Annotated in this window: 33 protein-coding genes and 1 pseudogene; 26 read left to right on the top strand and 8 right to left on the bottom strand. The window is 68.3% G+C overall.

Translation table 11 applies throughout. From position 1 onward, the window contains the following. Nucleotides 1-36: 36 nt before the first annotated feature. Both AU187_RS21785 and AU187_RS21780 read right to left on the bottom strand, forming a co-directional pair. Nucleotides 37-576 carry an FAS1-like dehydratase domain-containing protein gene (locus AU187_RS21785; RefSeq protein ID WP_059099126.1) on the bottom strand — a complete coding sequence of 180 codons (540 nt, stop codon included), beginning with the start codon at nt 574-576 and terminating at the stop codon, nt 37-39. A 50-nt stretch (nt 577-626) separates the two neighbouring features. Then, nucleotides 627-1544: an HAD family hydrolase gene (locus AU187_RS21780; protein WP_059167266.1), complete on the bottom strand. Its 918-nt coding sequence runs from the start codon at nt 1542-1544 to the stop codon at nt 627-629. 39 nt (nt 1545-1583) lie between these two features. Between AU187_RS21780 and AU187_RS21775 the strand changes: the two genes are divergently transcribed. From AU187_RS21775 to AU187_RS25570, 15 genes are all read left to right on the top strand, one after another. After that, entirely contained in the window at nt 1584-1838 is a 255-nt protein-coding gene (locus AU187_RS21775; RefSeq protein ID WP_059167265.1) for a glutaredoxin family protein, read from the top strand. A 71-nt stretch (nt 1839-1909) separates the two neighbouring features. After that, nucleotides 1910-3253, top strand: a complete 1344-nt coding sequence (locus tag AU187_RS21770) for a glutamyl-tRNA reductase (protein ID WP_059167264.1) — start codon at nt 1910-1912, stop codon at nt 3251-3253. 3 nt (nt 3254-3256) lie between these two features. After that, nucleotides 3257-4189, top strand: coding sequence for a hydroxymethylbilane synthase (gene hemC / locus AU187_RS21765; RefSeq protein ID WP_059099122.1), 933 nt, complete (start codon nt 3257-3259; stop codon nt 4187-4189). Between the two features lie 54 nt (nt 4190-4243). Then, the gene (locus tag AU187_RS21760; RefSeq protein WP_059167263.1) at nt 4244-5914 is read left to right on the top strand and encodes a bifunctional uroporphyrinogen-III C-methyltransferase/uroporphyrinogen-III synthase; all 1671 of its coding nucleotides are present in this window, start codon (nt 4244-4246) and stop codon (nt 5912-5914) included. A 16-nt stretch (nt 5915-5930) separates the two neighbouring features. Then, a complete protein-coding gene (gene hemB, locus AU187_RS21755) occupies nt 5931-6911 on the top strand; it encodes a porphobilinogen synthase (RefSeq protein WP_082691867.1) in 981 nt (326 codons plus the stop codon). Then, nucleotides 6899-7333 carry a hypothetical protein gene (locus tag AU187_RS21750; protein WP_059167261.1) on the top strand — a complete coding sequence of 145 codons (435 nt, stop codon included), beginning with the start codon at nt 6899-6901 and terminating at the stop codon, nt 7331-7333. The genes hemB and AU187_RS21750 overlap by 13 nt, the downstream gene beginning before the upstream one ends. 20 nt (nt 7334-7353) lie before the next feature. Then, nucleotides 7354-7725, top strand: a complete 372-nt coding sequence (locus tag AU187_RS21745) for a hypothetical protein (RefSeq protein WP_059099118.1) — start codon at nt 7354-7356, stop codon at nt 7723-7725. Next, nucleotides 7722-8204, top strand: coding sequence for a transport-regulating membrane protein Mce1N (gene mce1N / locus AU187_RS21740; protein WP_059099117.1), 483 nt, complete (start codon nt 7722-7724; stop codon nt 8202-8204). The genes AU187_RS21745 and mce1N overlap by 4 nt, the downstream gene beginning before the upstream one ends. Next, entirely contained in the window at nt 8201-8449 is a 249-nt protein-coding gene (locus tag AU187_RS21735) for a hypothetical protein (protein WP_059167260.1), read from the top strand. The genes mce1N and AU187_RS21735 overlap by 4 nt, the downstream gene beginning before the upstream one ends. A gap of 115 nt (nt 8450-8564) precedes the next feature. Then, nucleotides 8565-9422 carry an oxygenase MpaB family protein gene (locus tag AU187_RS21730; protein WP_059167259.1) on the top strand — a complete coding sequence of 286 codons (858 nt, stop codon included), beginning with the start codon at nt 8565-8567 and terminating at the stop codon, nt 9420-9422. Beyond that, complete coding sequence (locus AU187_RS21725) at nt 9409-10071, top strand: TetR/AcrR family transcriptional regulator (RefSeq protein ID WP_082691865.1); 663 nt, start codon at nt 9409-9411, stop codon at nt 10069-10071. The genes AU187_RS21730 and AU187_RS21725 overlap by 14 nt, the downstream gene beginning before the upstream one ends. Before the next feature lie 44 nt (nt 10072-10115). Continuing rightward, nucleotides 10116-10442 carry a hypothetical protein gene (locus tag AU187_RS21720; RefSeq protein ID WP_059099216.1) on the top strand — a complete coding sequence of 109 codons (327 nt, stop codon included), beginning with the start codon at nt 10116-10118 and terminating at the stop codon, nt 10440-10442. 81 nt (nt 10443-10523) lie between these two features. After that, nucleotides 10524-11009: a pyridoxamine 5'-phosphate oxidase family protein gene (locus tag AU187_RS21715; protein WP_059167258.1), complete on the top strand. Its 486-nt coding sequence runs from the start codon at nt 10524-10526 to the stop codon at nt 11007-11009. 50 nt (nt 11010-11059) lie between these two features. Next, nucleotides 11060-12418: a cytochrome P450 gene (locus tag AU187_RS21710; RefSeq protein WP_059167328.1), complete on the top strand. Its 1359-nt coding sequence runs from the start codon at nt 11060-11062 to the stop codon at nt 12416-12418. 22 nt (nt 12419-12440) lie between these two features. After that, nucleotides 12441-12848 carry a hypothetical protein gene (locus AU187_RS25570; RefSeq protein WP_156442395.1) on the top strand — a complete coding sequence of 136 codons (408 nt, stop codon included), beginning with the start codon at nt 12441-12443 and terminating at the stop codon, nt 12846-12848. Between the two features lie 238 nt (nt 12849-13086). Here the strand turns inward: AU187_RS25570 and AU187_RS21700 are convergent, their stop codons facing one another. The 3 genes from AU187_RS21700 to AU187_RS21695 form a co-directional block, all read right to left on the bottom strand. Next, nucleotides 13087-13530 (bottom strand): hypothetical protein, encoded by a 444-nt coding sequence (locus tag AU187_RS21700; protein WP_156442394.1) that lies wholly within the window; start codon nt 13528-13530, stop codon nt 13087-13089. Nucleotides 13531-13801: 271 nt separating this feature from the next. Continuing rightward, nucleotides 13802-13927 (bottom strand): hypothetical protein, encoded by a 126-nt coding sequence (locus AU187_RS26075; protein WP_286132109.1) that lies wholly within the window; start codon nt 13925-13927, stop codon nt 13802-13804. Between the two features lie 138 nt (nt 13928-14065). Next, nucleotides 14066-15223, bottom strand: coding sequence for a CynX/NimT family MFS transporter (locus AU187_RS21695; RefSeq protein WP_059167327.1), 1158 nt, complete (start codon nt 15221-15223; stop codon nt 14066-14068). Between the two features lie 135 nt (nt 15224-15358). Here AU187_RS21695 and AU187_RS21690 point away from each other — a divergent pair, with 135 nt between their 5' ends. Continuing rightward, nucleotides 15359-16045, top strand: a complete 687-nt coding sequence (locus AU187_RS21690; RefSeq protein ID WP_059167255.1) for a FadR/GntR family transcriptional regulator — start codon at nt 15359-15361, stop codon at nt 16043-16045. Nucleotides 16046-16050: 5 nt separating this feature from the next. On the opposite strand, the gene AU187_RS21685 is transcribed toward AU187_RS21690, so the two are convergent. After that, nucleotides 16051-16431, bottom strand: coding sequence for a nitroreductase family deazaflavin-dependent oxidoreductase (locus AU187_RS21685; protein WP_059167254.1), 381 nt, complete (start codon nt 16429-16431; stop codon nt 16051-16053). A gap of 21 nt (nt 16432-16452) precedes the next feature. Between AU187_RS21685 and AU187_RS21680 the strand changes: the two genes are divergently transcribed. From AU187_RS21680 to AU187_RS21645, 8 genes are all read left to right on the top strand, one after another. Continuing rightward, nucleotides 16453-16836 carry a nitroreductase/quinone reductase family protein gene (locus AU187_RS21680; RefSeq protein ID WP_059099213.1) on the top strand — a complete coding sequence of 128 codons (384 nt, stop codon included), beginning with the start codon at nt 16453-16455 and terminating at the stop codon, nt 16834-16836. 52 nt (nt 16837-16888) lie between these two features. After that, entirely contained in the window at nt 16889-18193 is a 1305-nt protein-coding gene (hemL, locus tag AU187_RS21675) for a glutamate-1-semialdehyde 2,1-aminomutase (protein ID WP_059167253.1), read from the top strand. Then, a complete protein-coding gene (locus AU187_RS21670; protein ID WP_059167252.1) occupies nt 18190-18810 on the top strand; it encodes a histidine phosphatase family protein in 621 nt (206 codons plus the stop codon). The genes hemL and AU187_RS21670 overlap by 4 nt, the downstream gene beginning before the upstream one ends. Next, the gene (locus AU187_RS21665) at nt 18807-19424 is read left to right on the top strand and encodes a TlpA disulfide reductase family protein (protein ID WP_156442393.1); all 618 of its coding nucleotides are present in this window, start codon (nt 18807-18809) and stop codon (nt 19422-19424) included. Before AU187_RS21670 ends, AU187_RS21665 begins: the two co-directional genes overlap by 4 nt. Beyond that, on the top strand, nt 19421-20254 hold the full coding sequence (locus tag AU187_RS21660) for a cytochrome c biogenesis CcdA family protein (RefSeq protein WP_059167251.1): 834 nt from the start codon (nt 19421-19423) through the stop codon (nt 20252-20254). Before AU187_RS21665 ends, AU187_RS21660 begins: the two co-directional genes overlap by 4 nt. Before the next feature lie 128 nt (nt 20255-20382). Further along, on the top strand, nt 20383-21906 hold the full coding sequence (locus AU187_RS21655) for a cytochrome c biogenesis protein ResB (protein WP_172800335.1): 1524 nt from the start codon (nt 20383-20385) through the stop codon (nt 21904-21906). Continuing rightward, nucleotides 21903-22871, top strand: a complete 969-nt coding sequence (ccsB, locus tag AU187_RS21650; RefSeq protein WP_059167250.1) for a c-type cytochrome biogenesis protein CcsB — start codon at nt 21903-21905, stop codon at nt 22869-22871. The genes AU187_RS21655 and ccsB overlap by 4 nt, the downstream gene beginning before the upstream one ends. A 134-nt stretch (nt 22872-23005) precedes the next feature. Beyond that, nucleotides 23006-24085 carry a MinD/ParA family ATP-binding protein gene (locus AU187_RS21645; RefSeq protein WP_059167324.1) on the top strand — a complete coding sequence of 360 codons (1080 nt, stop codon included), beginning with the start codon at nt 23006-23008 and terminating at the stop codon, nt 24083-24085. A gap of 9 nt (nt 24086-24094) precedes the next feature. Here the strand turns inward: AU187_RS21645 and AU187_RS25730 are convergent, their stop codons facing one another. After that, nucleotides 24095-24256, bottom strand: a complete 162-nt coding sequence (locus AU187_RS25730; RefSeq protein ID WP_172799537.1) for a hypothetical protein — start codon at nt 24254-24256, stop codon at nt 24095-24097. A gap of 52 nt (nt 24257-24308) precedes the next feature. On the opposite strand from AU187_RS25730, the gene AU187_RS21640 reads away from it, so the two are divergent. Both AU187_RS21640 and AU187_RS21635 read left to right on the top strand, forming a co-directional pair. Then, the gene (locus AU187_RS21640; protein WP_059099104.1) at nt 24309-24620 is read left to right on the top strand and encodes a DUF4229 domain-containing protein; all 312 of its coding nucleotides are present in this window, start codon (nt 24309-24311) and stop codon (nt 24618-24620) included. A gap of 127 nt (nt 24621-24747) precedes the next feature. Beyond that, nucleotides 24748-25092 carry an ester cyclase gene (locus tag AU187_RS21635; RefSeq protein ID WP_059167323.1) on the top strand — a complete coding sequence of 115 codons (345 nt, stop codon included), beginning with the start codon at nt 24748-24750 and terminating at the stop codon, nt 25090-25092. On the opposite strand, the pseudogene AU187_RS25810 reads toward AU187_RS21635, so the two are convergent. Then, a pseudogene (locus AU187_RS25810) lies at nt 25089-25277 on the bottom strand (hypothetical protein); the annotation flags it as partial. The gene AU187_RS21635 and the pseudogene AU187_RS25810 sit on opposite strands and share 4 nt — an antisense overlap.

Below are 25277 nucleotides of genomic sequence, written 5' to 3'. Positions count from 1 at the left end.
TGAAAAGGAACACTTCGCGTCTGCTCGCGCTAGCGGCTAGCTACCCGAACTAGTTTGCTTGGCAATCATTTTCGCGATCGCCTCATCGCGGGCGGCGGCGATGCGCTCGCTCACCTCGTCGGCCTCGGTGTCGGATTGCGCCTCGCCCATCACGGTGACGACGCTCGTCAGGACCGGGTTGCCGTCGGCGTCGGTGACCTCGCCGCGGACCTCGGTGACGACGGCTCCGTGTGATTCGGTCACCGAGTCGAGGTAGGAATCGAAGAACAGTTTGTCGCCGGCCACGATCGGGCGGTGGAAGGTGATCTTCTGGTCACGGTGCAGCACCCGCTCCATGTTGATCGGCACGTCGAACTGGTTGAAGATCTCGAGCTGGACGCGGCGACCGGCGACCGCGAGGAACGTCAACGGCGCGATCAACGAGTCGTAACCGCATTCCTTGGCGGCCTCTTCGCTGAAGTGGGCCGGGTGCTCGTCTTTGACCGCGCGCGCGAACTCTCGGATCTTTTCCCGGTCGACCTCGAAGTGATCGGGGTAGCGGTAATGAGTGCCGATGATGTTCTCTGCGATGGCCATACACGGTCTCTTCTGGTCGGAGTCAGCGGCGCGAGCCTATCAGCGGCTCGTCAGCGGCCGTCCTGGCGACGGGAGACGACGGCCGCCAACGCCCCACCCGCCGCGCCCAGGGCGAGCGCCGACGGCACCCCGATGCGCGCAGCCTTGCGTGCGGTGCGGAAGTCGCGAATCTCCCAGCCCCGCTCACGGGCGAGGTCGCGCAGATCGGCGTCGGGGTTGATCGCCACCGCGGTGCCGACCAGCGACAGCATCGGCACGTCGTTGAAGCTGTCCGAGTACGCCGTGCAACGGCGCAGGTTGAGGCCCTCGCGGATGGCCAGTGACCGCACCGCGTGGGCTTTGCCCGTCCCGTGCAGGATGTCGCCGACCAGGCGTCCGGTGAACACCCCGTCGACAGACTCCGCGACGGTGCCCAACGCCCCGGTCAGGCCCAGCCGCTTGGCGATCGTCGCGGCGAGTTCGTACGGGGTCGCGGTGACGAGCCACACCTGCTGGCCGGCATCGAGATGCATCTGCGCCAGCGAGCGGGTGCCGGACCAGATCTTGTCGGCGATGATCTCGTCGTAGATCTCCTCGCCGACGGCCATCAGCTCGGCCGTCGACCGGCCTTCGATGAACGCCAGCGCCTTACGGCGGCCGGCGGCCACGTCGTCGCTGTTCTCCCGGCCGGTCAGCTGGAACTTCGCCTGCGCGTAGAGGAACTTCGCGACGTCGCCGTAGGTGAAGTACTTGCGGGCGGCCAGCCCGCGGGCGAAGTGGATCAGCGACGAGCCCTGGACCAGCGTGTTGTCGACGTCGAAGAACGCCGCCGCGGTCAGGTCGGGCGGCGGTGGCGACGGGGCGGTGGGCTCCTCGAGAACCAGACCGGTGACGGCCTGCTCGGCGCTCGCCTCACCGGCACGCTGCTGATCGGCGGCAGAGGCTGGTCCCGCCAACTGCTCGCCTTCGACGCGACCGGACTCGGACACGTTTTCAACCCTAAGTCACGGTGGCGGGATACTTGTCGAGTGGACCGGCAGGTGGAGTTGCTGACGCGCGACGGCTGCACGATCTGCCGACGGGTCGCCGACCAGCTCACCGTGCTGGCGAACGAACTGGGCTTCACGCTGGTCATCACCGATGTCGACGCCGCAGCCGCGGCGGGCGATCCCGCGCTGCGGGCGGAGTTCGGTGATCGTTTGCCGCTGGTGTTGCTCGACGGCGCCGAGCACAGTTACTGGGAGGTCGACGAGCCTCGGCTGCGCGCAGACCTGGCGAAGTGACTGCGGCCTCCTGCAGGAATTTGGTCACCTAACTGTTGACCGACTACCGTGGATGACGTGGTGATTAAGCCGTGAGCGTGCTGCTTTTCGGGGTTTCGCACCGCAGCGCGCCGGTGTCGGTGCTCGAACAACTCAGCACCGATGAATCCGATCAGGCAAAGATCGTCGACAAGGTGCTGCAGTCCTCCCTCGTCACCGAGGCGATGGTGCTATCCACCTGCAACCGGGTCGAGGTCTACGCCGTCGTGGAGGCGTTCCACGGCGGCTTGTCGGTCATCGGCCAGGTGCTTTCCGAGCACTCCGGCATGGGCCTGGGCGACCTCACCAAATACGCCTACGTGCGCTACGCCGAAGCCGCCGTCGAGCACCTGTTCGCCGTCGCCTCCGGACTGGACTCCGCCGTCATCGGCGAACAGCAGGTGCTCGGCCAGGTGCGCCGCGCCTATGCGGCCGCCGAGGCCAACCACACCGTGGGCCGCACGCTGCATGAGCTGTCGCAGCGGGCGCTGTCGGTCGGCAAGCGGGTGCACACGGAGACCGGGATCGACGCCGCCGGCGCCTCGGTGGTGTCCGTGGCGCTCGGCATGGCCGAAAGCAAGCTGGGTTCGCTCGCCGGCCGCACCGCGGTGGTGATCGGCGCGGGCGCGATGGGCTCGCTGGCCGCCAAGCATCTGACCCGCGCCGGCCTCGATCGCATCCACATCGTGAACCGCAGCCTGCCGCGGGCCAAGCGGCTCGCGGCGAAGGTCCGCGAACTGGGCATCGAGGCTCATGCCTTCCCGTTCGACCATCTGCCGCCGCTGCTCACCGACGCCGACGTGGTCGTCAGCTGCACCGGCGCGGTGCGGCCCGTGGTGTCCCTGGCCGACGTGCACCGCGGCCTGGCGCACGGCCAAGAGCCCAAGCAGCTGGTGATCTGCGACCTCGGCATGCCCCGCGACGTCGATCCCGCGGTGGCGGGGCTGCCCGGCGTCTACGTCGTGGACATGGAGCGCATTCAGCGTGAGCCGTCGGCCCGTGCCGCCGCCTCCGACGCCGAAGCCGCGCGCGCGATCGTCGCCGCCGAGGTCGCCAACTATCTGGCCGGCCAGCGAATGGCCGAGGTCACCCCGACCGTCACCGCGTTGCGGCAGCGCGCCGCCGACGTGGTCGAGGCCGAACTGCTCAGGCTGGACAACCGGCTGCCCGGGCTGGACGCGGCCCACCGCGACGAGGTCGCCAAGACCGTGCGCCGGGTGGTCGACAAACTGCTGCACGCCCCGACCGTGCGGGTCAAACAGCTGGCCAGCGCGCCCGGCGGCGACAGCTACGCCGAGGCGCTGCGCGAGTTGTTCGAGCTCGACCAGCAGGCCGTCGACGCCGTCGCTGGGCCCGAAATGCCCTTCATACAAACTGATTTCGACAAGGCCGAGTAACGCTTGACTGTAATTCGGATAGGCACCCGGGGCAGCCTGCTGGCGACCACCCAGGCCGGTACGGTCAGAGATGCGCTGATTGCCAATGGCCACGCCGCAGAACTCGTCACCATCTCCACCGAGGGCGACCGCAATCAGGGTCCCATCGCCGACATCGGCGTGGGGGTCTTCACCGCTGCCCTGCGGGAGGCCATCGACGACGGCCGGGTGGACGCCGCCGTGCACTCCTTCAAGGATTTGCCGACCGCAGCCGACCCGCGCTTCGTCATCGCTGCAAGCCCCCCGCGCGAAGACCCGCGCGACGCCCTGGTCGCCCGTGACGGGCTGGTGCTCGGGGAGTTGCCGGCCGGCTCGCTGATCGGCACGTCGAGCCCGCGGCGGGCCGCACAGCTTAGAGCACTGGGTCTCGGTTTGGAAATCCGCCCCCTAAGAGGCAACCTGGATACCAGGTTGAACAGGGTTAGCAACGGTGATCTCGACGGCATCGTAGTCGCACGGGCGGGACTGGCCCGCATCGGGCGGCTGGCCGATGTCACCGAGACTCTCGAGCCGGTGCAGATGTTGCCAGCGCCGGCTCAAGGTGCGCTCGCGGTCGAGTGCCGCGCGGACGACACCGAGCTCGCCGCGCTGCTGGCGGAGTTGGACGACGCCGACACGCGCGCCGCAGTCACCGCTGAACGGGCCCTGCTCGCCCGACTGGAGGCGGGTTGTTCCGCACCGGTGGGCGCGATCGCTGAGGTGGTCGAGTCCATCGATGAGGACGGCAACGTCTTCGAAGAGGTGTCGCTGCGTGGCTGCGTGGCGGCGCTGAACGGATCCGACGTGATCCGCGCGTCCGGTGTCGGCACTCCCGACCGGGCCCGGGAGCTGGGGCTCTCGGTGGCCGAGGAGTTGTTCGATCTCGGGGCGCGCGAGCTCATGGCGGACGCCGAATGAAGCAGTAGAGCTGCGATGAGCGTTGAGCGAAGAGCAGAGAGATGAGTGACTGAGATGACAGGCCAGACCAGCGGGCGGGGGCGCAAGCCGAAGCCGGGCCGCATCACGTTCGTCGGTTCGGGTCCCGGTGACCCCGGACTGCTGACGACGCGGGCCCGCACCGTGCTCGGCAACGCCGCCCTGGTGTTCACCGATCCCGACGTGCCGGAGGCGGTGCTGGCCCTGGTGGGTAGCGAGCTGCCGCCCCCGTCGGGCCCCGAACCCGCAGCGGCAGCGCCGGCCGACGGCGACGCCCCGGGGAACGAGGCGCCGACGATCCCCGGCGGACCCGACATCCGGTCGGCCGTCGGCGATCCGGCCGAGGTGGCCAAGACGCTGATCGCCGAGGCCCGCACGGGTGTCGACGTGGTGCGGCTGGTCGCGGGGGATCCGCTGTCGGTGGACGCGGTGATCAGCGAGGTGTCGGCGCTGGCGAAGTCGCATTTGAACTTCGAGATCGTGCCGGGCCTGCCGGACACCACCGCGGTGCCCACGTACGCGGGCCTGCCGCTGGGTTCGGCCCACACCGTGGCCGATGTCCGCGACCCGCACGTCGACTGGGCCGCGCTGGCCGCCGCTCCGGGGCCGCTGATCCTGCACGCCACGGCGACGCACCTGGCCGATGCGGCACGAACGCTGATCGAGTACGGGCTCACCGCGACCACGCCGGTGGTGGTGACGGCCAGCGGCACGACGTGCCAACAGCGTTCGGTCGAGACGACACTGTCCGGGCTGCTCGACAAGGCGGTGCTGGACAAGCCGGCGGGCATCGAGCCGGCCGGCCCACTGGCCGGTCCCCTGGTCGTGACCATCGGCAAGACCGTGGCCAACCGCGCCAAGCTGAACTGGTGGGAGAGCCGTGCGCTGTACGGCTGGACCGTGCTGGTGCCGCGCACCAAGGACCAAGCCGGCGAGATGAGCGACAAGCTGGTGGGTCACGGGGCGCTTCCCGTCGAGGTGCCCACCATCGCGGTCGAGCCGCCGCGCAGCCCGGCGCAGATGGAGCGCGCGGTCAAGGGTCTGGTCGACGGCCGGTTCCAGTGGGTGGTGTTCACCTCCACCAACGCGGTACGCGCGGTGTGGGAGAAGTTCAACGAATTCGGTCTCGACGCGCGGGCCTTCTCGGGGGTGAAGATCGCCTGCGTCGGCCAGGCCACCGCCGACCGGGTGCGGGCGTTCGGCATCAACCCCGAACTGGTGCCGGCCGGCGAGCAATCGTCGCTCGGCTTGCTTGATGAATTCCCGCCGTACGACGACGTTTTCGATCCGGTGAACCGTGTGCTGCTTCCGCGCGCCGACATCGCCACCGAGACGCTGGCCGAGGGGCTGCGCGAACGTGGCTGGGAGATCGAGGATGTCACGGCCTATCGCACCGTGCGCGCGGCGCCGCCACCCGCGCACACCCGCGAGATGATCAAGACCGGTGGCTTCGACGCGGTTTGCTTCACCTCGAGCTCGACGGTTCGCAACCTGGTCGGCATCGCGGGTAAGCCGCACGCGCGGACCATCGTCGCGTGCATCGGGCCCAAAACCGCCGAGACCGCAGCCGAATTCGGCCTGCGGGTGGATGTGCAGCCCGAAGTCGCGGCCGTCGGGCCTCTGGTGGAGGCGCTCGCCGAACACGCCGCCCGGTTGCGCGCCGAGGGTGCGCTGCCGCCGCCGCGTAAGAAGAGCCGGCGTCGCTGACCGCGAGGAGCCGGTAGTGGCTTTTCCCAGACATCGGCCTCGCAGGCTGCGCGCCACGCCGGCGATGCGGCGACTCGTCGCCGAAACCACCTTGGAGCCGCGACAACTGGTGCTGCCGATGTTCGTCGCCGACGGCATCGATGAACCACGCGCAATCGGTTCCATGCCCGGCGTCGTGCAGCACACCCGTGACTCGCTGCGTCGCGCCGCCGCCGGCGCCGTGGCCGCGGGCGTGGGCGGCCTGATGCTGTTCGGCGTGCCGCGCGACGAGGACAAGGACGCAACCGGGTCCGTGGGGGTGGCCGAGGACGGCGTTCTCAACGTCGCGCTGCGCGATCTGGCCAAGGACCTCGGCGACGACACGGTGCTGATGGCCGACACCTGCCTCGACGAGTTCACCGACCACGGGCACTGCGGGATTTTGGACGGGTCGGGCAGGGTTGATAATGACCTGACCAACAGGCGCTACGTGGAACTCGCTGTGGCACAAGCTGATTCGGGTGCACACGTGGTTGGGCCGAGCGGCATGATGGACGGCCAGGTCGCTGCCATCCGGGACGGCCTGGACGCGGCGGGGCACACCGACACGGTGATTCTGGCCTACGCCGCGAAGTTCGCTTCCGGCTTCTACGGTCCCTTCCGGGAGGCGGTCGGGTCGAGCCTGCGTGGGGATCGCCGTACGTACCAACAGAATCCGGGCAACGCGCGGGAAGCGCTGCACGAGGTCGAACTCGACATCGACGAGGGCGCCGACATCGTGATGGTCAAGCCCGCGATGGGCTACCTCGACGTCGTGCGTGCGGCCGCGGACCTCTCGCCCGTGCCGGTGGCGGCCTACCAGGTGTCCGGCGAGTATTCGATGATCAGCGCCGCGGCCGCCAACGGTTGGATCGACCTGCAGACCGTCGCGCTGGAGACTCTCATGGGCATCCGGCGCGCGGGCGCTGACATCGTGTTGACCTACTGGGCGGCCGACGTCGCCGGTTGGCTGGCGTGAGTCCGGAACCGCCCGTCTCGCCCGGTGCCCGGCCGGAGGACGTCGACACCGGGTTCTGGCTCTGGGTGGCGGCGCTTGCGCTGATGGTCGTCGGGCACGTCGTCGACCTACTGGTCACCGATCGCGATCAGGGGCTACCGGCCCCCGTGCTGGTGGTCTCGGTGACGTTCGTGGTGATCCTCGCGGCCGTCGTACTGACCTTCCAGATCCTGATGCGGCACGGCTACCGGTGGGCCCGTACGGTTCTGACCGGCGCCGGCTTGGCGGTGGTCGTCTATGTGGCGACGAGCTTGTTCAACGCTGAACGCGCTGCGGCCGCCGCGGTCGCCTACGCCGTCACCGCCATCCTCGGGTCGGTGCTGATCCTTGGGGGCGCATACCTCTTGCACCGCAAAGACGCCACCGAATACTTCACGCGGTGACGGGTTAGGCTGGCCCGACCATGACCGCTCCCGCGCCGCGAACCCGCGTCGTCACCGCCGCCTTCTGGTGCTGGGTCGTCGCCTCGGTGATGTTGATGGTCGGCGGGTTGATCGCCGCCTCGGTGAGCCTGCCGGCCCTGTTTCGCGGCGCGGGGATGCTCACGGTCGCCGCCGGCGCCGGCATGGCGTTCCTCGCCGGCCGCATCCGCACCGGTGATGTCCGGTTCCGCAGGGCGGGCGTCGCGCTGTCGTTGACGATTGTCGTGTTTGTCGTGCTGCTCTCGGCGCGCGGCATCGTCCACATCGTGACGCTGATCGCGGTCCTGCCGCTGATCGCAGGGGCGATCCTGGTCACCCGGCCGGGTGCGGCGAAGCAAGAGGAACCGACGTGACCGACAACCAGGTCCGACCGCAGGTGCTGTTCCACGAGCAGGGAGCCAGCTGGTGGTGGGTGGCGGCAGGGCCCGCGGCGGCGATCGCCATGGGGTTGATCCAGGCGTCCGCCGGCTACGGCTTCCAGGTGCTTATGCCCGGCTTATTCCTCGTGCTCGTCAGCGGCTTCCTCGGGATCCAGGTCAAGGCCGCGCGCATCCACACCTCGGTCGAGCTGACGCCGGAGACCCTGCGGCAGGGCACCGAACGCATCCGCACCGACGAGATCGTCCGCGTCTACCCCGAAGTGACCGGCAGCGAGACGCCGAAGTGGCAGACGGCGCGGGCGCTCGGCGAGCTCACCGGCGTTCCGCGGGGCCGTACCGGCATCGGGCTGAAGCTGACCAATGACCGCACCGCGCAGGCGTGGGCACGCAAGCACCAGCAGCTGCGGGAGGCGCTGACCCAGCTGATCGAAGAGCGCATCCCACCGGCATGACCGTCCGAGCAACGCTGGTGCTGATGCTGGCCCTCGCCGCGGCAGTCGGCAGCGTGCTGAGCTGGCTGACAGCCACCACCACGGTCGCGGTGGCGCCGGTGCTCGAAGGTGAACCTCCGACGACGTCGGTGGAGTACAACGCGCCCCTGCTCGGGCTGGCGCTGGCGTTGGCGACGGTCGCGGGCGTGCTGGCCGTGCTAGCGGTGGCACGGTTCCGCCGCCGCCCTCCTGCTGCCCGCGAGTGACCGTGTCTGCACAGCGACACGCCCGCTGCACCGCGTACAAAGAGGCCGCTCGCGGTTGGTGAGAGGCCGCTCACATCCACTTGGTACAAAGTGCAGAATTTGTAACACTGTGCCAATGACCGAGTTGGTTGAAAAAGACGGCCGCGTGGGCGACGCCCTGCCGCTGGGGCCGCAGTCGCTGGTGTGGCGCTACTTCGGGGACAACCGGATGTACCTGATCGGGCCGCGCCCCGCGGTGCTGCAGAACATGCTCGCCGAACTCGGCCAGGGCGTGCTCGACCACTCGGTGTTCTTCGACGACACCGCCGCACGGGTGAAGCGCTCGCTGCCGCCGATCTTCAACACCGTCTACGGCTCCGACGACGACCACCCCGGCACCCAGGTACGCGACTTCCACACCGAGATCAAAGGTGAAATGCCGGACGGGACGCGCTATCACGCGTTGGACCCGGACACCTACTTCTGGGCGCACGCGACGTTCGTCGAACAGGTGCTGTACTTCGCCGACACCTTCGTCAAGCGGTTGAGCCGCGAGGAGAAGGAACAGATCTACCTCGAGTCGAAGACGTGGTACCGCCGCTATGGCGTGAGCGACCGGCCGATGCCAGCCACCTACGACGAATTCGAACGCTACTGGGACCGCATGCTCGACGAGATCGTCGTCGCTCACCAGACCGCACGGTACGGAGTCGGCTACGTGACCAAGGGATTCCCGTGCCCGAAAGGCGTTCCGCGATGGGCGTGGCGGCTGATCGCCCCGGTGTTCAACCCGTTGGCGGCGTTCCTGACCACCGGCGGCCTCCCGCCACGCGCCCGCGCGCTGCTCGAGCTGCCCTGGAGTGACCGCCAGGAGCGGCGCTACCAGCGCTTCGCCGCGTTGTGCCGGTCCCGCCCGGTCAATTGGGTGTGGGACCGTCTGCCAATGTCTGTGCGCTACAACGGCTATGCGCAAAAGGGCTATGCCCGGGCCTGAGCGCGCGACCGGGCCTGAGTCCGCGACGGGACCCGATTCGTCGCCCACGACGGGACCTGATTCGTCGCCCACGACGGAAGCCATCCTCGACGCCGCGGTCATCGAGTTCGAGCGGCACGGCGTGCGCCGGGTCGCGCTCGACGATGTCGCCCGTCGCGCCGGGGTCAGCCGGACCACCATCTACCGGCGATTCGCCAACCGCGACGAACTCGTCGCCGCGGTGATCGAGCGGGAGAACATCGCACTGTTCGCCGACATCGCCGACGAGGTCAAACGAGTTGGGCCGCAGTCGAATTACTACGTCGAAGCATTTACGCTCTCGATCCTGAAGTTCCGCCGTCACCGGGTGCTGTACCGGATGCTGACAGATGACCCGGCGCTGCTTCTCGAGCTCGCGCGCACGCACTACGAGGCCGCGATCGCCCGGATGGCCGCAGCGCTGCGGACCATCTTCGGAGCCGGGTTCACCGAGCGGATCGGCGAGCAGGCAATCGAGGAGCTGGCCGACGTCATCTTGCGGTACGCGGCGATGGTGCTGCTGCTGCCCAGCACACAGCCGCTGGAGTCCGCCGACGACATCCGTACCTTCGCCCGCCAGCACTTCCTGCCGAGCCTGCCGCCGGCGCTGCGCACCGCGCCGACTGGTTAGCCCGCCTCTGTTTGGTGGATCACACGTTCGGGCAGATATATCCCATGAGCACCGACGACAAGCAGCAGGAAGACGATCGGCTCACCGACGAGCAACGGAAAGCCGAACCGGAAACCGACGAACACCACCAGGTCACCAGCGAGCAGGAGACACCGCCGCCGACCGAGAAGCCCGACGTCACCGACGAGCATCGCGAGAAGGCCAAAGAGATGCACAAGGCCTACGAGGAGGACCGGCCGACCACCAAGATGCCGGGCAGTGGCGGCGCGGTCGCGGGTACCGCAGTCAACGACTGGCTCGACGACGAGGGCAAACCGAAATTCAGCGAGGAAGGCGCGGGCGGCCAAGGCGGCGAGAGCACCGGTAACTGACGTCTGCGTCGGGGCCACCATCTCGTAGAGGTGGAACTCGGTGTCTCGGTCCGCCCGTAGAGCTGCCTACGCTAGGCAACCGTGACCCCTCTCGAACAGATCGCGCCCGTCTTCGTCGAGATGGCGCATTCAATAGTGTGGGCCTCGGTGGCCACCGTCGACGCCAACGGTCGTCCCCGCACCCGCATCCTGCACCCGATATGGGAGTGGGACGGCACCGACCTGCTCGGCTGGATCGCCACCGTGCCGACTCCCCTCAAGAAGAACCATCTCGCCGTGCACCCCGAGGTGTCGGTGAGCTACTGGACCACCAACCACGACACCTGCAGCGCCGAGTGCCTGGTCGAGTGGTACGTCGACGACGAGACGCGGACCGCGGTGTGGGACAAGTTCGCGACCGGTCCCGAGCCGGTGGGCTACGACCCGAAGATCATCCCGATGTGGCAGGACGGGCCGACCTCCGATGAGTTCGCGGTGCTGCGGTTGAGCCCCTACCGCATCAGGGTGATGCCCGGCACCGTGATGACGAAAGGCGAAGGCGCACCGTTGACCTGGTCCTCGACATGAGAACCGGGTACCGGGGTCGAGCAGGCTCGGCCTGAGTGATGATCGGTGACATGACCAGCACGAGCGATGTCCGGGCGTTGCCGCTGGTGCCGAAGAACCCACTGCCGGTCTGGCAGCTGCTGAAACTGGTGCGCAGGCTCGACACCGGACAGGAAGTGATTCGTGCCGCCGGCGGTCCCGTCACGCGCATCCAGTTCGCACCGAAGAGGTGGTACCCGCCGATCGTGGCGGTGATGTCGCCGAACGGCATGCGCGACGTGCTGGGACGCTCCGATGCCTCCTCAGACCGGTGCATCTATCACGACGAGGTCCGCGCCGTGGCGGGCGACAGCCTGTTCGTACTGCCCAACGACCTGTGGCGCCCGCGCAAACGTGCGCTGCAACCGGTGTTCACCAAACACAACGTCCGCAACTTCGGCGGCCACATGTCCGGGGCGGCACAGGCGTTCGTCGACCGCTGGCGCGACGGCGGGGATGTCGACCTCGACGTCGAGTGCCGCCGGGTGGCCATGCAGTCGTTGGGCCAGTCGGTGTTGGGCGTCGACCTCAACGAGCGCGCCGACACCATCGCCCGGTGCATGCACGTCGCATCCTCTTACACCGCGGACCGTGCGCTGCGGCCGGTGCGGGCACCACGTTGGCTGCCGACGCCGGCGCGCCGCCGGACCCGCAGGGCGGTCGCCGAGATGAAGGAGATCACCGACGAGATGGTGCGCGCATGTCGCACCGACCCGTCGCGCGACGCCCCGCTTGTGCGGGCGTTGATGGCGGCGAGGGACCCGGAGACCGGCTTGCCGATCTCCGATGACGACATCTCGAACGACCTGCTGATCTTCATGCTCGCCGGCCACGACACCACGTCGACCGCGTTGACCTACTCGCTGTGGGTCCTCGGACATCATCCCGACATCCAGGCCCGCGTCGCCGCGGAAGCCGCCGCCATCGGTGATCGGCAGCTGACCCCCGAGGATGTCCCCCGCCTCGGGTACACCGTGCAGGTGCTGCACGAGGCGCTGCGGTTGTGCCCCCCGGCGGCCGGCGTGGGCCGACAGGCTACCCGCGACATCGTGGTCGATGGCTACCGCGTCGAAGCTGGGACGCTGGTGGCCCTGGGACTGTATGGGCTGCACCACGATCCGGTGCTGTGGCCCGATCCGATGAAGTTCGACCCCGAGCGGTTCAGTCCCGAGAACGTCAAGAACCGCAACCGCTGGCAGTTTCTGCCGTTCCTCGCCGGTGGCCGGCCGTGCATCGGCGAGCATTTCGCGCGACTGGAGACGACGCTGGCGCTGGCCACGATCGTGCGCGCGATGGAGATCCGCTCTGTCGATGGCACCTTCGAGTGCGAGGTGCCGTTCACCACGGTCGCGAAGGGACCGATCCGGGCCGGCCTGCGCCCGCGCGACTGACGTCGCACAGCGCGGTCGGAGCGTGTCGGTCGGCACCGGAGATCGGGAGGCGGCCTGGCAGTGCGGCGCTACCGACTTGTCCCCGACGGTGCCAATCGACGGCGGCAGCCGCGACGAAGCCGACTTCCTCATCGGTGCCGATCTCGGCCAACGCCGTGGCAAGCTCATCGAATCCGTTGATCGAGCTTTCGTAGTCGATTCGGTGTGCCAGGTTCCGAACCCATCGGCGGGCGCGCATTCTCTGGCCGAACGACAACCGACGCACGTCGCAGACCACCAGGACTCGACGTGCGCCCCGGGTGGCGACTGCCGCGAGCCCCAACTGGCAGCAGTCGCTCTCACACGCCCGCAGACGCCGGCGCGACGGGCGGGGATGGCCTTCACCGAACAACGATTCGACGGCGTCCGCATCGAGGATGAGGATCGCTGACTCGAGAGGCTCGTCGTCGGAGCCCGTCGCCGCGGCAGACCCGGCAACAGTCCCAGGCCAGCGCGAAGCCGTCGGCCGTCCGCACGGTGGACGGCCGTGGCGCACCACAATGCCGTGGCTTCGGTATGCCGCAGCAATCGCTTCGGCAACGCCCGGAAGCCGGCCGTAAATCGTCACCGGCGCATCGCCGGATTCCTGAACCGCCAACACAACCTCACTACTCGTGTGAAGCGCTCACCTAGACGCCGCCGGGCTCGTGACTTATTTGTCGCTCGCATTCGGAAACCAGCTGCAACGCAAGCGAAATAGCGTCGCGACGGCCCGCAGCACCGTCTTCGGCGCCCGGCACGGCATCCCGCGACAGTCGCGCGGCTATCGTGCTGAGGGCCACACCGGCACGTACGCGTTCCCGGTCTCGGCGACGCCCACGGGTATGCGACGATTTCGCGAAACTCCCTGACGCCAGGGCGATCTCGTCGAGCACACAGATGCGTGCGAATCGGATGCCCGCCGTGTAGCCATTGCGATATGCGGTGCTTCGATCCGTCGGCGGTGACGCATCGGCCAGGTCGTCCAGCAGTTGCACCAGCACCCTCGTGCCCGCCGTACCCGAAGGTCTGCCGGTCGTCGTGGACTGCGCCTTCGTCGCCGCCGCGGGCGCGCCCCGATGCCCCGTCCCCATGTCTGCTTGGTCAATGCTCGTCGCGGTCATCCGCACGCCAATATCTGATTGTCTTCAAAAGACACTGTGTCATCCTTCGAATCCCATGAATGGTCGATCTGTCGACCCATAACGTGCCTTTTTCGCCTTTTCATAATTTCGCGCATGCGCCGTTTCCTCTTCAGCAATTTGTCGAAGAGGTGCGTGAAATTACGGATCTCGAAAAATGCGTATGTCGCGGCCGGATCGCGAAAACTGCAATCCCGCAGTCGAAGCGGCGCGCTCGGTTTTACTAGCGGCTTGCGCGCTTGCGGCGCGGAATGGCCTCCTCGGCGGTCTTCTCCCGCTTGGCCGCGCGGCGTTCCTTGAGAGTCATCGACGGCTTTTTGAGTTCCCTACTTTGAGATTTACCAGCCACAACTTCTCCTTTCACTGGCAACCGCATCAATGCGCGACCATACCCGAGAAAAAAATAAAGGCCAGTCGCCGTGCAATTGCGTTGAAAATGAGGACTGGGCCGTCGGCCCGTCTGCCGCGAATACAGCTGCGCGTCTTCTCAGACGTAGCGGTTTCGGCCCGCCACCATCCCGGCACCGATCTGGATCACGTAGACGGCCAGTACCAACGCCCACGGCACGGTCCAGCCGCCCGTCGCGTCGTGCAGCAGGCCGAACAGGAAGGGGCCGATCCCGGCCAGCAGATAGCCGATGCCCTGCGCCATGCCGGACAACCGCGCGGTGTCTGCCGAGTTTCGCGCCCGTAGCGCGATGATGGTCAACGCAAGGGAGAAGGCGCCCAACCCAATTCCGAACAGGGCACTCCACAACAGGGGAGCGGCGGCGGGTGCGAGCATCAGGCCCAGCACGCCGGTCAGCCCGGTCACGCCCAGGGCGAGGACCCACGGTCCCTGACTCGTCGCGCGGGCCGCCAGCGGCGAGCCGAACAGCGCGATCGGCACCCCGATGAGCGACACCAGCCCGCTGAGCAGGCCGGCCCGCGTCGACGTCAGGCCACTGTCGATCAGAACCTCGGGCAGCCATCCCATTGCGATGTACGCCAGGCAGGCCTGACAACCGAAGAACAACGTCACCATCCAGGCCAGACCGCTGCGCATCATGGGGCGTTCTCGTGGTTCGACGGTGGCGCCAACGTCGGTTTTACCGAGTTCCCTGCCGCCGAGCAGCCAAGCGGCCAACGCCAGCGCCGCGAGCAACGCCCAGCCGCCCAGTGCCTGCCGCCACCCCCCGAGCACCTGCTCGAGCATCGGCGTGACCGCCGCACCCAACGCGCCGCCGCCTTGAAGCGCGGCGGTGTAGATACCGGTCATCACGCCGATCTGGGCGGGGAAGGCGTCCTTGATGACCACCGGGATCAGCACGTTGATGAGCGCGATGCCAGCCGTGGCGACCAGCGTTCCGCCGATCACCACGAATGCCCCGTCGAGCGGGCGGACGAGGAGCCCGACAACCAGCGTCGCCATCGCGCCGGCGATTCCGGGCCCCAACCCGAACCGGCGGGCCAAGGCCGGCGCGGCCAGCCCCGCACCCGCGAAGCACAGCCCGGGCAGCGTGGTCAGCACGCCTGCCCAGGTGGCCGAGGCGTCCAGCGACGTGCGCATCGGTCCCAGTAACGGCCCGATGCTGGTGATCGCAGGCCGCAGGTTGAGTGCGGTGAGAACGACCGCTACGACGAGGAGGAACCGTCCGGCCAGCAGCGGGGGCCGGTCTATCTCGTTGGGGCCCGAGGCATCGGCGTCCTGCCTGATCTTGTCGACGGCGTCGCCGAGCCCGGTAGAAGTCACATGTTGTAGAGTCTCATACATCCGATGATCGGATGAAATGGAGATTGTGTGACGCTCGCTACCACCCGCAGGACCGGCCTGGTGGATCAGGCCATTGAGCAGCTGCGAGCGTCCGTGGAGTCGGGCGCATGGCCGGTGAACTCCCGCATTCCCACCGAGCCGGAACTCGCGGGGGCGCTCGGCGTGGGGCGCAACACCGTGCGGGAGGCGGTTCGGGCCTTGGCGCACAGCGGCTTGTTGGAGGTCCGTCAAGGTGACGGCACGTACGTCCGGGCGACCAGTGAGGTATCGGGCGCTCTGCGCCGACTCTGCGGAACCGAGATGCGGGAAGTGCTGCAGGTGAGGCGCTGTCTTGAAGTGGAGGGGGCGCGGCTGGCCGCCCGGGCCCGAACCTCCGCCGACGTCGACGACTTACGAGCACTGCTGAAACGTCGGGACGAGATTTCCCCGTCCGACGAGCCCGAGGCCTTCGCCCGGGCGGACACCGAGTTCCACGTCGCCGTGGTGCGCAGTTCCCACAATGTCGTGCTGATCGAGCTGTATCGCGGGCTCACCGAGGTGGTCATGGCCAGTGTCGCGACCGCAGCCGACGAACCGGCCACGGCCGTGATCGATCACGGCCGCCTGGTCGAGGCGATCGCGGCGGGCGACGTCGAATCCGCCGGGCTCGAAGCCGGCGGGTTCATCGACGAGATCTTGAGCGAGTTCCGGCTGTCGGACGAGGCGTCGACGTAGTCGAGCTACACCCGCGTCAGCAGCACGGCCTGTTCGAAGGGCAATCGGGCGAAGACGGGCCGCCACAACCCCGTCACCGACGGCGCCGCCTCGGCTTTGGGCATCACGCGGGGCTCGCGCAGCTCGAGGGTTTTGCCGTAGCGCTTCATCCGGGCGCCGCCGGCGGCGGTGACGTTCTTCAGCCAGTCGCGGTCGGGTCCGTACGTGAGCAGGATGGCCACGCCATGCTCCGTGGGAAAGACCGTCAACGGGGTGCGATACGGCTTGCCCGATTTGCGGCCGACGTGCAAGAGAATGCCGAACGTCGGCGCCCAGCCGGCCCACAGCCGCTGGATCGGATTGGTCACGTGCCGGTTGAATCGGGCCAGCCATTGCGGCAGCTGCATACGGACATCAAACTCGACGCCATGGCCTACCTCAAGCCTCCGTGGTTCGTGCGCAAGATCTTCAACAAGATCGCGATGGCGACCGGAGTCGGCAACAGCCAGACACTCACGGTGACCAAGCGCGTCAGCAAGCAGCCGCAACAGATCCCGGTCGTGGTCCCCGAGGTCGACGGCGTCAAGTATCTGGTGTCCAGCCGGGGCGAGGCCGAGTGGGTGAAGAACGTCCGCGCCGACCCCCACGTCAAGCTCGGCGACGTGACGTATGTGGCCACGGAGGTGCCGGTGGACAAGCGGGGACCGATCATCGCCGCCTACCGGCCGCTGGCCGGCAAGGTCGTCGAGGCCTACTGGAAGCAGCTGCCGTCCGATGCCGATCACCCCACGTTCGCGCTCACTCCCGGTTGAGCCACTACACCCTGTAGTTGACGGTTTCGAACCTGCTGGGACACTGGTGGCCATGTCGAGCACCGACGTCTCCGCGAAGCTCTTCGCCGACGCGTGCGCGCTCATCCCCGGCGGCGTCAACTCCCCGGTGCGGGCGTTCACCGCGGTCGGCGGCACCCCGCGGTTCATCACGTCGGCCAGCGGCTGCTGGCTGACCGACGCCGACGGCAACCGCTACGTCGACCTGGTCTGCTCGTGGGGGCCGATGATCCTCGGCCATGCGCATCCGGACGTGGTCGCGGCGGTGCAGCGAGTGGTGTCCGACGGCTTGTCGTTCGGCGCCCCCACCCCCTCGGAGTCGGAACTGGCCGCCGAGATCATCGGCCGGGTCGCACCGGTCGAGCGGCTGCGGCTGGTGAACTCCGGCACCGAGTCCACGATGAGCGCGATCCGGTTGGCCCGCGGCTACACGGGCCGGGCCAAGATCGTGAAGTTCTCCGGCTGCTACCACGGCCACAGCGACGCGCTGTTGGCCGACGCGGGCTCCGGCGTCGCCACGCTCGGGCTGCCGTCGTCACCGGGGGTGACGGGCGCCGCGGCCGCCGACACGATCGTGCTGCCGTACAACAACGTCGCGGCGGTGGAGGAGATCTTCGCCCGCTTCGGCGACGAGATCGCCTGCGTGATCACCGAGGCCAGCCCCGGCAACATGGGCACCGTCCCGCCGCTGCCCGGCTTCAACGCCGCGCTGCGCCGGATCACCGCCGAGCACGGCGCCCTGTTGATCGTCGACGAGGTCATGACGGGGTTCCGGGTCAGCCGGTCGGGCTGGTACGGCGTCGATCCGGTCGACGCCGACCTGTTCACCTTCGGCAAGGTGATGAGCGGCGGATTGCCGGCGGCCGCGTTCGGGGGCCGAGCCGAGGTGATGGACCGGTTGGCTCCGCTGGGGCCGGTGTATCAGGCGGGCACGCTGTCGGGAAACCCGGTCGCGATGGCGGCGGGCCTGGCCACGTTGCGGGCCGCTGACGACGCCACCTACGTCCAACTCGACGCCAACGCCGACCGCCTGACCGAGCTGCTGAGCCGGGCGTTGACCGAAGCCGGCGTGGCGCACCGGATTCCCCGCGCCGGCAACATGTTCAGCGTCTTCTTCACCGAAGAGGCGGTGACCGACTTCGCATCGGCGCGGGCCTCCGAGACGTGGCGCTTCCCGGCGTTCTTCCATGCACTGCTCGACGCCGGCGTGTACCCGCCGCCGAGTGCCTTCGAGACCTGGTTCGTCTCAACGGCTTTGGACGACGACGCGTTCGACCGGATCGCCGCAGCCCTGCCCGAAGCCGCGCGAGCCGCGGCGGAAGCCAAGAGACCGGCATGACGAGCACCGAGGACGTGAAGACCGTGGTGCACATGATGCGGCACGGCGAGGTGCACAATCCCGACAAGATCCTGTACGGCCGCCTGCCGGACTATCACCTCTCCGAGCGGGGCCGGGCGCAGGCGCAGGCGGTCGCGGACTGGCTGTCGTCGCGCGACATCGTCTATGTGGTGGCCTCGCCGTTGGAGCGGGCACAGGAGACCGCGGGTCCCATCGCGGCGGGCCTGGGGCTGTCGGTCGACACCGACGACGCGTTGATCGAGTCGATGAACATCTTCCAGGGACAACGGGTTTCGCCGGGCGACGGTGCGCTGCGCGACCCCCGCAACTGGTGGCATCTGCGCAACCCGCGGACGCCCTCCTGGGGAGAGCCGTACAGCGAGATCGCCGAGCGGATGACCGCCGCGGTGCATCGGGCCAGGGCCAAGGCGGCGGGCCACGAGGCGGTGTGCGTGAGCCACCAACTGCCCGTCGAGACGTTGCGCCGGTCGATGACCGGCCATGCGCTGCACCACTTTCCGACCCGACGGCTGTGCAACCTGGCTTCGCTCACCTCGTTCTACTTTCACGGCGACACCTACGTCGGCTGGAGCTACGCGGAGTTGGCCGGGCAGTGAAGCTGCGGTTGCTTCTGGCGTGCGCGGCGATTGTCGCGCTCGCCGGCTGCTCCACCGGCGACGACGCGGTCGCGCAGGGCGGCACGTTCGAGTTCGTCGCGCCCGGCGGGCAGACCGACATCTTCTACGACCCGCCGCAGGACCGCGGCCGGCCCGGCCCGCTGAGCGGTCCCGACCTGATGGACCCGGCCAAAACCATCTCCCTCGACGACTTCGCGGGCAAGGTCGTGGTGCTCAACGTGTGGGGACAGTGGTGCGGACCGTGCCGTACCGAAATCACCCAGCTGCAGCAGGTTTACGACAAGACGCGTCACCTCGGTGTGGCATTCGTCGGCATCGACGTCCGCGACAGCAACCGTCAGGCCGCGGTGGACTTCATCGTCGACCGGAAGATCACCTTCCCCTCGATCTACGACCCCGCGATGCGGACCATGATCGCGTTCGGCGGCCGGTACCCGACGACGGTCATCCCGTCGACGGTGGTGCTCGACCGGGAGCATCGGGTCGCCGCGGTGTTCCTGCGCGAACTTCTCGCCGAGGATCTGCAGCCGGTGGTCGAACGCCTTGCACGCGAAAAGGGCGGGGCGGCGGAGCGCAAAGAGGCCGGCACATGAGCCTCGAGGGGGTCGACCAGTTGATCGCGGGCGGCCCGGTGCTGCTGGCGCTTCTGGTCAGCGCGCTGGCCGGGCTGGTGTCGTTCGCCTCGCCGTGCGTGGTGCCGCTGGTGCCGGGCTATCTGTCGTATCTGGCCGCGGTGGTGGGGGTTTCCGACGATGCGCCCGGCGATTTGTGGAGTGTTAGCGGCGGTGAGCGCCGTTCCCGCTCCACAAATCGCACTGCTGCTGCGGCGAAGGCGACGCGGCTGCGGGTGGCGGGTGCGGCAGCGTTGTTCGTCGCCGGTTTCACGGTCGTCTTCGTGCTGGGCACCGTCGCGGTCCTCGGGATGACCACGTCACTGATCACCAATCAGCTTCTGCTGCAGCGCATCGGCGGCGTGGTGACCATCGTGATGGGGCTGGTGTTCGTCGGGTTCATCCCCGTCCTGCAGCGCGAGGCGCGGTTCACCCCGCGGCAGATCTCCACGCTCGGCGGCGCCCCACTGCTGGGCGCGGTGTTCGCGCTCGGGTGGACGCCGTGCCTCGGCCCGACGCTGACCGGGGTGATCGCGGTGGCCTCGGCGACCGACGGAAGCAACGTCGCCCGCGGCGTCGCGCTCGTCATCGCCTACTGCTTGGGCCTGGGAATACCGTTCGTGCTGTTGGCATTCGGGTCGGCGCGCGCCGTGCAGGGATTGGCGTGGCTGCGACGGCACACCCGGACCATCCAGATCGCCGGCGGGGTGCTGCTGATCCTGGTCGGTGCCGCGCTGGTGACCGGCGTGTGGAACGACTTCGTGTCCTGGGTGCGCGACGCTTTCGTCAGTGACGTGACGTTGCCGATATGAGCACCACCCAGGCGCGACCAGACGCAAATCGCCCGAAAAAGCCGCGAAATACGGGCATTTCACGTCTGTCCCCAGCTTTCGCGGGGGCCCACGCGCTGATACGCAACACCTGGCGCACGCTGACGTCGATGGGCACCGCGCTGGTGCTGCTGTTCCTGCTGGCGCTCGCGGCGATCCCCGGCGCGCTGTTGCCCCAGCGCAGCCTCAACGAGTCCAAGGTCAACCAGTACATCGCCGAACACCCGACGATCGGGCCGTGGCTGGACCGCCTCCAGGCCTTCGACGTGTTCTCCAGCTTCTGGTTCACCGCGATCTATGTCCTGCTGTTCATCTCGCTCGTCGGCTGCCTGACCCCACGGTTGATCGAACACTTCCGCAGCATGCGGGCGACTCCGGTGGCCGCGCCGCGGAACCTGAGCCGGCTGCCCAAACACCACAGCATGGAGACTGCGGCCGAGCCCGAAGCCCTCGCCGCGACGGTGTCCGAACGGCTGCGCGGGTGGCGCACGACCACTCGCCACAACGGCGAAACCACGGAAATCTCAGCGGAGAAGGGCTATCTGCGGGAGTTCGGCAACATCGTCTTCCACTTCTCGCTACTCGGGCTGCTCGTGGCGGTCGCGGCGGGCAAGTTGTTCGGCTACGAGGGCAACGTAATCGTGATCGCCGACGGCGGTCCGGGATTCTGCTCGGCGTCGCCAGCGGCGTTCGACTCGTTCCGCGCGGGCAACACCGTCGACGGCACCTCTCTGCATCCGATCTGTCTGCGGGTCAACGACTTCCAAGCCGACTATCTGCCGACGGGACAGGCGACGTCGTTCGCCGCCGACATCGAGTACCAAGCGGGCGCCGACCTCGAAACCGGCACCTGGCGGCCCTACCACCTGAAGGTCAACCATCCGCTGCGGGTCGGCGGCGACCGGATCTATCTGCAGGGCCACGGATACGCACCGACATTCACCGTGACGTTCCCCGACGGGCAGACGCGCACCCAAACGCTGCAGTGGCGCCCGGATGACCAGATGACGTTGCTGTCGTCGGGCGTGCACCGGTTCGATCCACCCGGCGGCACCTATCCCGACGCCGACGAACGCCGCAAGAACCAGCTCGCGATCATGGGGCTGTTCGCCCCGACCGAACAGCTGCACGGCACGCTGCTGTCCTCAAGCTTCCCCGCGCTCAACGATCCCGCCGTCGCCGTCGACATCTACCGCGGCGACACCGGCCTGGACACGGGCCGGCCGCAGTCGCTGTTCACCCTCGATCCGCGGCTCATCGAACAGGGCCGGCTGACCAAGAAGGCGCGGGTCAACCTCGGGGCGGGCGAGTCGACGCGGCTCGACGACGGCACCGTGGTGCGGTTCGACGGCGCCGTGCCGTTCATCAACGTGCAGGTCTCCCACGACCCGGCCCAGGTGTGGGTGCTGGTGTTCGCGCTGACGATGATGGCCGGCCTGCTGGTGTCGCTGGTGGTGCGCCGGCGCCGCGTCTGGATTCGGATCAGCCCCGCAGGTCCGGGTACGGTAACCGTCGAGCTGGGCGGGCTGGCGCGTACCGACAACTCCGGCTGGGGTGACGAGTTCGAGCGGCTGACACAGCGCCTCCTTCCCGATGCGACGTCGGCGCAGCCCGCAGGAGAGAAGGTCACATGAATTCCGAGCAGATCGACATCGGCTTGGCGCGGTATTCGGACTGGGCGTTCACCTCATCGGTGCTCGTCCTGGTGGGCGCGCTGCTGTTGCTGGCGATCGAGTTGGCGTACACCCGCAGCCGCAAGGCCGAGACCCGTGAGCTGGTCGGAGTGGGCGCCGACAGCGGCGCCCCGGGCGTCGTCGCCGACGCCCCCAAGCGCCCGGTCGACGAGCGCATCGGCGGCGCCGGCCTCGCCCTCACCTATGTCGGGATCGGCCTGCTCCTGGGCTGCATCGTGCTGCGCGGCCTGGCCACCTCACGGGCGCCGTGGGGCAACATGTACGAGTTCATCAACTTGACGTGCTTCTGCGGCCTGGTGGCCGCGGCGGTGGTGTTGCGGCGCCCCCAGTACCGGTCGCTGTGGGTGTTCGTGCTCGTTCCGGTGCTGATCCTGCTGACGGTCTCCGGACGCTGGCTGTACACCAACGCCGCGCCGGTGATGCCCGCCCTGCAGTCCTACTGGCTGCCCATCCACGTCTCGGTGGTGAGCCTGGGCTCGGGGGTGTTCCTGGTGGCCGGCGTGGCCAGCATCCTGTTCCTGATGAAGATGTCGCGGTTCGGCGACGCCGGTACTGACGGGGTGCTCGCCCGCGTCGTGAACCGCCTGCCTGATCCGCAGACCCTCGACCGCATCGCCTATCGCACCACGATCTTCGCTTTCCCGGTGTTCGGCTTCGGCGTCATCTTCGGCGCGATCTGGGCCGAGGAGGCGTGGGGCCGCTACTGGGGCTGGGATCCCAAGGAGACGGTGTCGTTCATCGCGTGGGTGGTCTACGCCGCCTATCTGCACGCCCGCTCGACCGCGGGCTGGCGCGACAAGAAGGCCGCCTGGATCAACGTCGTCGGCTTCGTCGCGATGGTGTTCAACCTGTTCTTCATCAACCTGGTCACCGTGGGTCTGCACTCCTACGCCGGAGTGGGCTGAGGGCCGTCGTATCACCGTTTCGCTAAGATCGCTCACGTTAGCCTGCGAAGCCATGGGGGACCGTCAGCGTGTCTGAACATCCGGCGCACCGCGCTCAGGATCGTCACGGCAAGGATGCGGCTTCCCCATCGGTGATTCCCGAAAATGCTTACGCGCCAGGCGGTTTCCGTGCGCAGAGCCGGTTCAGCGATCCCGCGGCCGAACCGCCGCCGGAGTGGACGGCGCCGACACCTCCCAACGGTCTGCCGGTCAGTTCGCCGCCGCCACCGGTCACGGCGCACGACCCCCCGCCGTATCTCGACCTGTCGACGGTCGCCTTGCTCGGCCAACCCAAGCGTGCCCCTTCCGAGGGCTGGCGCAAGTGGCTGTACTTCGGGTCGTTCAAGTTGATCAACCTGGGCGACGGACCGAAGGCGGTTCGCCGTCGCACGCTCACCGCGCAGGTTCAGCGGCCCCTGCGGGGCTGCCACCGCATCGCAGTGCTGTCGCTGAAGGGCGGCGTCGGCAAGACCACGATCACCGCGACGCTCGGCGCGACGCTCGCCTCGATCCGGGGTGACCGCGTGATAGCCGTCGACGCCAACCCCGACCGCGGCACGCTCAGCGAGAAGGTGCCGCTCGAGACGCCGGCCACCGTGCGTCACCTGTTGCGCGACGCCGAAGGGATCCAGGCCTACAGCGACGTCCGCAGCTACACCTCACAGAGCCCGAGCCGACTCGAGGTGCTCGCCTCCGAGAGCGACCCCGCGGTGTCGGAGGCGTTCAGCTCCGAGGACTACACCCGCACCCTCGAAGTTCTCGAGCGGTTCTACAGCCTGGTGCTCACCGACTGCGGCACCGGACTGATGCACTCGGCCATGGCGGCGGTACTCGCCAAGGCCGACACCCTGATCGTGATCAGTTCGGGCTCGGTCGACGGGGCCCGCAGCGCCTCGGCGACGCTGGACTGGCTGGACGCCCACGGCCACCAGGACATGGTGCGCAACTCGATCGCGGTGATCAACGCGGTGCGACCACGGTCGGGGAAGGTCGACATGCGCAAGGTCGTCGACCACTTCAACCGGCGTTGCCGGGCGGTGCTCGAGGTGCCGTTCGACCCGCACCTGGAGGAAGGCGCCGAGATCAGCCTCGACCGGCTGAAACCGGAGACCAGACAAGCATTGCTCGAACTCGCCGCCGCCGTCGCGGCCGGGTTTCCCGGCGCCCACCGCTGAACTCGCGGTTCAGGGGCGCGGGTTGTCCTCCTGGCCGAGGCGACGCAGAAACTCTGGATCGTCGTCGGGCCCGATCACGCGGGTCCGCGGACGGCTCGAAGAGACTCGCATCAGCCGCCAGGCGACATACATGAGCACGCCCAGCACGAGAATCAGGAGCAGGTACGCCACGGGAACAAAACCTCCTTTCTTCGAATATACGCGCCGTCGGTAGGCTCGGTTCGTGTCTGACGGTCGTCCCGGAACTCGGCTCGTACTCGATGTGCTGGCCTATGTGCTGGCGCGTCTGCTGCTCGTGGCGGCGCTGGCGGCGGTGATCTTCGGAGTGGGACATCTGCTCGGTCTTCGCGAGTTTCCACTCGTCGTGGCGCTGCTTTTCGCGCTGGTGATCGCTCTTCCGCTGGGCATCTGGCTGTTCGCCCCGCTCCGCCGCCGCGCCACCGCGAGCATCGCCGCGTTCGACGAAGGTCGACGCCGGGACCGGGCGCAGCTGCAGGCCCGGCTGCGCGGCGAGGAGCCGCCGTCCACGCCCTGACGGGCCGCCGCGGCGCGAAGCGTTCGAGGTCGAATTGACCGCAGCCGCAGACCTATCCGCGCATTTTCTGCCGTCCGCTTGGTGAGGCGGATTGCGCATCCACGTCTCGCCCGGTAAGTACACGATCATGACCTCGCCCAAAGATCTGTATGCACGATGGATAGACGAGTTGTGGTCGGGGAAACCCGTCGCGGCCGAGTTGGTCACCGACGACTTCGTCGGCCATTGGCCGCAACGTGTGGTGCGGGGTCCGGCGGAACTGCAGGCAGTCGTCGGGGAGACCCATCAGATGCTCGACGACCTGAAGTTCGTGATCGACGTGGAGCCGTTCGTCGAGGGGGACATGCTCGCGGCCAGGTGGATCGGCACGGGCGCGACCGAGGACGGACCGAAGCGGTTCACCGGAAACGACATCCTGCGGATCGCGGACGGACGGTTCGCCGAGTACTGGACGGGCACCTCCACCGGCTAACCGGCCGCGTCCTGCAGCACCTGCTGCAGTTTGTCGAGCGGGTCGCCGGCGGCGGGATCCAGTTGCAAGGCGTCGCGGGGTGTGTCGGGTTCGGGCAACACCGGGACGGGCGGTGGCGCCGGCGACCCGCTCGACAAACTGCAGCAGGTGCTCCAGGACGCGGCCGGTAAGCCGGTGGAGCTGCC

It is taken from the genome of Mycobacterium sp. IS-1556 (genome assembly GCF_001499985.1).
Taxonomy (GTDB): Bacteria; Actinomycetota; Actinomycetes; order Mycobacteriales; family Mycobacteriaceae; genus Mycobacterium.
Note: the sequence above shows the minus strand (reverse complement) of the source record. Positions and strands in the feature narration are given on the sequence as shown.